A 5,940-nucleotide genomic window follows, 5' to 3' on the forward strand; every position below is an offset into this window, starting at 1 on the left:
GGCATAGGGGGGTGTTTCCCCGCCGATGACGGTCCTGCTCCATTCCAACCGGACGCGGGCGCCTCGGTCGAGAACGAACCGGAAGGCATCCTCCTTCTTGTCGAACGTGCTCAGGATCGCGCTGCCGTCCACAACTTGCCAGCCGCGCTGATAGGCGAACCGTACCTTTAGACGTTGGCTCATCCTCGGAACCGCTCGGCAAACCACTCGATCTTGCCGCCGACCTTCATCGGCTTGTGGATCATGAGCCGTTTCGGCAGGTGTTCCGGATGAACTTCCAAGAGCGTGATCTTGATCGACGGCTTGCACCGGTCGCAGCTGAAATTGAGGCTTTGTGATCTCTGCCGCCGCCGAACACCATCATCAGATCGGCCGAGCGATGGTAGCGGACGTTGCCGCAACTGCATTCGGCCTTGACCAGCATGTTGTGCCGGGTCGCCTTTCCAAGGGTGTCGATCGGTTGGTGCGCCATAAGAACAAAAAAGGAACATTTTCCTTGATCGTCAAGACGTACTGTGAAATCTTTCCACCAAAGTGAAACCTGCGGAGCATGCGCTTTGAGCGATGAAATTCGCCTGCCCAGGCCAGAGGTGACCGCGCCCAGACGTCCAGCATCATTTTTGCAAGCATCCCGGGTGGTGCGGCAAGCACGCCGGCTGGGGCTTTGCTAAGCCGAGGCAGACGCCGCACTGGTTCTGTTTCGAGCACCGGAGTGAAGGGGAGCGCTATCTGTGATTATCAAAAAGCCAAGGTGTCACCACGATTACGCGGACCGCGAGATAGATTGCCAGGAGGCGATGGAGCCGGGATTTCAGGCCATTGTCGACTGCATGCTCGATGCCGGATGGACGCGCGGCGAAGTGATGCGCTCGCTGCGCCGCCTGATCGCGGCCGACAACGTGACGCAAAAGGAAAACGCCAAAGTCGAGGCGCAGCTCGCAATTGCACGCGCCATTATGAGAACCGGCCGCCCTATCTAGGTTCGTGATGATCGGCCGCAGGGAGCGTGGCCCCGAGTCATGGAGGCAAGTTTCATGAGCGATGCAACTTCACAGACCGTCTATTTTTATAATCGTCATCCCATCTCATGCGAAATCATCCTTGCGAAACTCCGCGCAAGCCGTGGCCATCTCGACGGCTTGCGCCCTGAAGAGCTGTTTCCCCATGACCAAGATCATTATGGCGGCCTCGCCGCTACAGATGAATTGGCGCGAGGAGCGCAGGTTAGCAATGGATCGCGCGTGGCCGATTTCTGTGCGGGACTTGGCGGCACGGTGCGCTATCTGGCTCACAAATATGGAGCCGACGTCACTGGTATCGAATTGACGCCAGCGCGCGTCTCGGGCGCACAGGAGTTAACCAGACGAGTTGGCCTTCACGGTACTGCGCGGATTGTGGAGGGCAACGTGATGGACGTCCCGCTTCCTGACGCGAGCATGGACGCTGTCGTCAGCCAAGAAGCATTTTGCCACGTTCCTGATGTGAAGAGAGCGGTTGCCGAAGCTTTTCGTATTCTGAGGGCAGATGGCCGATTGGCATTCACAGATTGGATAGCTAATCAGCCGCTTACCGCTGCTGATGCGCAATTGATGTGGGAAGGAATGGCTATTCAGCCTCTTCGGTCAATCCCCGAATACGGCAGTCTGGTCGAAAGCGTTGGCCTTAGAGTAGTCTCGACAAAAGATTTGACGGAAGAATGGGGACCAATTCTGAAGGAACGACTGGCAATGTATCAAATGCTGCGTGAAGAAGCCCGACAGGCTGGCACCCCAATGGGGCACGATGCATTCCACAAGTCCTACATCCGATTTGTTGACCTTATTAACGAGCGCAAGATGGGCGGCGTCAGGATAGTGGCTACGAAGTTGCCGCGTGATTGAGGAACGCCGCGCATTACCGACTCTGCTCGCCCGCGCCGACGAGGTGGAGCGGGCGGACATGCCCCGTTAAATTGATCTAGGCTGATTTATGAGTACACGGCTTAGCTCTCGTCGCCGAAACCCAGCAGTGACGCATGGCGTATGTGGCTGTGTTCGCCACGCAGATGCTTGACGCGCAGCTTCAGCCCGGCTGGACCCATTGGCGTGGCCGGTCGCTTCATGCCCTTTGGCGGTGGCCCGGCGCGTTCCCTAACGCGCTTCCACAGCCGTTCCTTTTGGTATGCCAGATGCCCAGCATCGCCAATGCGAGATTAGCCATAATTGTTTCCCTGTGTCGCTGCAGGAGAATCTTTCTTATCTGGAAAAAGTTCGTCGCTATCAGAGGGCTAAACAAAGTCGCTGGGCGATAAGCGCGCTCGCTGATCTGCACAAGTTCCCTGGAACCTCGCGGGCACGGACCCGTTTTGCTCCATGACCGACGGGAAGGAGCAAACCATGACAAACAAAGACCCCGACATTCGTGAGACCCACGACCTTATCGCCAGCGACATGGTCGTCGGCACCAACGTCTATGACATCCAGGGAAATCACATCGGACAAGTCGAAAGGCTGATCCTTGAGAAGAGAGGCGGCAGGGTATCCTATGCCGTTCTCAGTTTCGGTGGATTTCTTGGAATTGGCGACGACTACTATCCGCTGCCGTGGCAGAAGCTCGATTATGACGAGAGCCTTGGAGGCTTTCGTATCGACATCACGAAGGAGCAAGTCGAAGGCGCTCCGCGCTATACTCGCGACCAGGATTTCGACTGGGATGCTGAGAGTGGCCGCCGCGTTTACGACTACTATGGAATCCGGCCGTATTGGATATAGGCCACGCTGTAGCAGGCCGATGGAGCCGATGGACTAGTGGACCGGCTGATCAGCTCGACTCCATGGGATCGAGCCGGCGCACGATTAGTGGGCCGAGGCCATACGGGTACTCGTTGAGACCAAATTGCTTCATTGCCAACCAAACGATACGGGTAGACGTACCACCATCGGGCCATAGCTGGTCCGTCCGGCGGATTGATTTCAGGCAGTTGAGAGTGAGGCTCTCGTCAATTTACAAACCTCGGCGAGTAGGTATAAGGCGGTCCGCAAAGACTGGGTGAACCACCCCAGAACGGCCACCAAACCAGCCCGCAATCGCGCCAAGGACAAGGGAAACGAATGCCAGAAGCGCGCCGGTCGATACGACCGAAGCAGCGGCATCTGCAGCTTCCGCCGCTTTTTGCTGCGCCTGCTCGACGGCTTGGTGATATTGCTGTTCCATCTGCGTCACCTGTTGCGTGGCTTGTTCGAGCGGAATGCCGCGCGCCGTCGCCAGTGCTTGTGCCGCGTTTTGACGCGCCTCGGCCGCATCCGCCTCGCTGCCCAGGACGAGCGCACGCATTCCGTTAATGGCCGCATTGTTAAGCGCTTCCGGATTTGTTCCGGTCGCGCGCACCTGGGCTTCAATCGCTTGGAGAGGATTGGCCTCGGCGACAATCGGTGCCGCGGTCTGCGCTACAGACTCACCCAAGCCGCCAACGGCACTTGCGATGCCACTGAAAGCGCCTCCAACAATCATGCCGACGGTGCTGGTGAGAAAGTATAAGACCAGCAAGGTTGTGAGTGCCCATGTTGTCAGGCCATGAAACGCGCCCGTGGTCGGGAGTGTCTTGCCCGACATCCGAGCAGCGATGTAGCCGCCGACGAACGCAGCAACAATGCCGGACAGGACGTACCAGATTCCGGCTACAATCGAAAAGGTCGATGCCTCCGGATTGTCCCCGGTCCCGGGATCGAGTGTGGCGATGCCGATACCCGCACCCAGCATGGTCAGCAGGACTTGCGTTACGAGCGCGACGACCACTCCCGCGAAAATGGCGCCCCAACTGACTTTGTTCAGCAAGATCGTGTGAGCGTCGTCACTGGCGGTCGAGTAAGCCAAATTTTCTTCCTGGCCGGAGTTGGAAATTGCGTCGCTCATCATTCTCATCCCTGAATTCGCAGCGAGTTCTTAAAGAACGAGCGCTGCAGTGTTGCCTACACCGTTCCGGGCCGAGTACAGTCGGTCCTCGCTCTTAACGGCAGCGAATAGGCAATGTTCCTTAGGGATTGCAATTAAGGTCGGAGGCAGCCGGAACGCAGCGAATGGGCGGTGGTAGCGGGTGGGGCTTTAGCTGGGAGCCACTCGCCAAAACCCTAAAGTTGCGGACTTTCCCAGCGGCTTTTAATCGCCCAAAGCTTCCGCCCCTTGAGCTGGGGCGCATCGCGTGCGCCGCGTAGCCGATGAATGAGCGTTTCGGCTGGCCGCTGTCTACCCCAGCGGAGAAGAGCCCCGCGCGTCCTGGCGAGCGCTTGTGCAAGCGCTGCGAGGTGCTTTGCTCCGCGACCCTAATTCGAACGCTCGACCGCAAATGTTGGCGCGTCATCTCCCTTGCCTGCCTGGAGAAATTCAACGATGGCAAACAGAAGTTGCTCGGCCAGGATCCTATTCATGGCCAGCTCGATCGTGCCGGTGTCGGTCTCCAGTTCGAGCAATCCGATCAGCGGTTCGGCCGACAGCAGTGTCGTGTCGGCCGCGAGCAGTTTTGTTGAACCCGGATTTGCTGGGCTTGCGTTTCATGGTGGTCAATCCTCTTCCCGGAAGTCCTGCAGCGAGGCATGCCGCAGGTCTTCCTCGCTTCGCAAGTGCTTGACGCGGCCTATCAGCCCCGGCTTGACCCATTGGGTCGCCGGCCGCTTCATCCCCTTCGGCGGCGGCCCGGCGTGCTCCTGGACGCGCTTCCATAGCCGCTCGCGGATCGCCCGGCTCGGATTGATGAAGGCCGATCCGACATACTTGCGCGTGCCGATCTCGCCCATCAGGGCGAATGCCGGCTTCCCGGCCTCGCGCTCAACGCCGAGCAGCTCGAACTCGCCGATGGTGTAGCATTTGGCCTTCAGTCAGTTGGTCGACGGGCCGCTGCGGTACTTGCTGTCCCGGAGTTTGGAGACCATGCCCTCTAGGCCGGCCTGGTCGACCAGGTGAAAAATGGCTTTGGCGTCGCCCGGCAGAGCCTGGCTGAACTGGATTCGGATGTCCGGCGGGATGATGGCAGCGAGGATTTCGCGACGCTCCTCCAGCGCCACGTCGCGCAGATCATGGCCGTTGAGGTGCAAGAGATCGAAGGCGACGAAATAGAGGTCGTGCTGGCGCCGCGTAATCGCCTTGCGCAGTTCCACGTAATCCGACAGCCCCTTGTCGTTGAGGACGATGATCTCGCCGTCGATGATGGCGTTCTCGACGTCGAGCGTCTTGGCGGCCGCGGCGAGATCACGGTTTTTGCAGTCCAGTCCAGCCTGCGCCGGGTGAAGATGCGAACGCCGGCCTCATCGATGATGATCTGTGAACGGTAGCCGTCGAACTTGACCTCATGGATCCAGGCGTCGCCTTCCGGAGGCTTGTCGACCAGGGTTGGCATGAGCGGTTCGATGAACTGCAGCCGGCCATCGCCGGAACCGTTACGCATACTGAAACCCCAACGCCACAGACGAGACTCAAATCCGAAGCGCGGATTCAGTTCCGGAACATTTTAGCAAAAATGAATGTTTAGGGGAAATGACCAAGCTATCCGACCTAGGCCCGCCGATCACCGGAACGCGCCACGGCGACCCGGCCAAGAACGAGGGGGAGCATTTTTACACCTGCCCGATCTGCGGCCAGCCCATCGACATGCGGGATCTCAGGCAAGTGATCTGGCACGACAAGCCAGTGCACGATCGACTGGAAATGGACGCCTAGCCGGCGACAATCAAGTTCTGGACTTGCCGCCTATCCTCTTGTGACCATTGTTTCGGGTCTTCGCCGTGGGCAATCTTGGCGTGAAGCTCGGCGTGCTTCATGACCTCTTCCGCGCTTTCTGCCGTGAAGCTCCCCGGACAGGCTTCCATTCCCGGATAGTCCTTGCACCGATACGTGTACGCCATCGCTGCCTCCATTTTAGGGACACCTAATGGAGCGACCGGGAGCGGTCTTTGTCAACCGGCTCTGTAG

The 5,940-nt window shown here is 58.8% G+C and carries 8 protein-coding genes and 2 pseudogenes; 5 read left to right on the plus strand and 5 right to left on the minus strand.

The annotated features are described in order from the left end of the window. A pseudogene (locus EOA86_RS39455) lies at positions 1 to 183 on the minus strand (hypothetical protein); the annotation flags it as partial. A gap of 151 nt (positions 184 to 334) precedes the next feature. On the opposite strand from EOA86_RS39455, the gene EOA86_RS38705 reads away from it, so the two are divergent. The 4 genes from EOA86_RS38705 to EOA86_RS18720 all read left to right on the plus strand — a co-directional run bounded on the left by EOA86_RS38705 (position 335) and on the right by EOA86_RS18720 (position 2,750). Then, positions 335 to 538, plus strand: coding sequence for a hypothetical protein (locus tag EOA86_RS38705; protein WP_164891822.1), 204 nt, complete (start codon positions 335 to 337; stop codon positions 536 to 538). Positions 539 to 734: 196 nt separating this feature from the next. Continuing rightward, positions 735 to 980 carry a hypothetical protein gene (locus EOA86_RS18710; RefSeq protein WP_128343037.1) on the plus strand — a complete coding sequence of 82 codons (246 nt, stop codon included), beginning with the start codon at positions 735 to 737 and terminating at the stop codon, positions 978 to 980. Between the two features lie 54 nt (positions 981 to 1,034). Then, on the plus strand, positions 1,035 to 1,880 hold the full coding sequence (locus tag EOA86_RS18715; RefSeq protein WP_164891823.1) for a class I SAM-dependent methyltransferase: 846 nt from the start codon (positions 1,035 to 1,037) through the stop codon (positions 1,878 to 1,880). A 495-nt stretch (positions 1,881 to 2,375) separates the two neighbouring features. Next, entirely contained in the window at positions 2,376 to 2,750 is a 375-nt protein-coding gene (locus tag EOA86_RS18720; RefSeq protein ID WP_128343029.1) for a PRC-barrel domain-containing protein, read from the plus strand. A 232-nt stretch (positions 2,751 to 2,982) separates the two neighbouring features. Here the strand turns inward: EOA86_RS18720 and EOA86_RS18725 are convergent, their stop codons facing one another. The 3 genes and pseudogenes from EOA86_RS18725 to EOA86_RS18735 all read right to left on the minus strand — a co-directional run bounded on the left by EOA86_RS18725 (position 2,983) and on the right by EOA86_RS18735 (position 5,368). Then, on the minus strand, positions 2,983 to 3,894 hold the full coding sequence (locus tag EOA86_RS18725; protein WP_245497313.1) for a PhnA-like protein: 912 nt from the start codon (positions 3,892 to 3,894) through the stop codon (positions 2,983 to 2,985). 404 nt (positions 3,895 to 4,298) lie between these two features. Beyond that, positions 4,299 to 4,445, minus strand: a complete 147-nt coding sequence (locus tag EOA86_RS18730; RefSeq protein ID WP_245497314.1) for a hypothetical protein — start codon at positions 4,443 to 4,445, stop codon at positions 4,299 to 4,301. Between the two features lie 90 nt (positions 4,446 to 4,535). Continuing rightward, positions 4,536 to 5,368 (minus strand): annotated as a pseudogene (locus tag EOA86_RS18735) (ATP-dependent DNA ligase). Positions 5,369 to 5,505: 137 nt separating this feature from the next. On the opposite strand from EOA86_RS18735, the gene EOA86_RS18740 reads away from it, so the two are divergent. Continuing rightward, positions 5,506 to 5,688 (plus strand): hypothetical protein, encoded by a 183-nt coding sequence (locus tag EOA86_RS18740; protein WP_128343033.1) that lies wholly within the window; start codon positions 5,506 to 5,508, stop codon positions 5,686 to 5,688. Here EOA86_RS18740 and EOA86_RS18745 read toward each other — a convergent pair. Continuing rightward, positions 5,685 to 5,885, minus strand: a complete 201-nt coding sequence (locus EOA86_RS18745; protein WP_245497315.1) for a DUF1059 domain-containing protein — start codon at positions 5,883 to 5,885, stop codon at positions 5,685 to 5,687. The two genes, EOA86_RS18740 and EOA86_RS18745, sit on opposite strands and share 4 nt — an antisense overlap. Positions 5,886 to 5,940 lie beyond the last annotated feature (55 nt).

It is taken from the genome of Mesorhizobium sp. M5C.F.Ca.IN.020.32.2.1 (assembly GCF_004023105.1).
Taxonomy (GTDB): domain Bacteria; phylum Pseudomonadota; class Alphaproteobacteria; order Rhizobiales; family Rhizobiaceae; genus Mesorhizobium; species Mesorhizobium wenxiniae.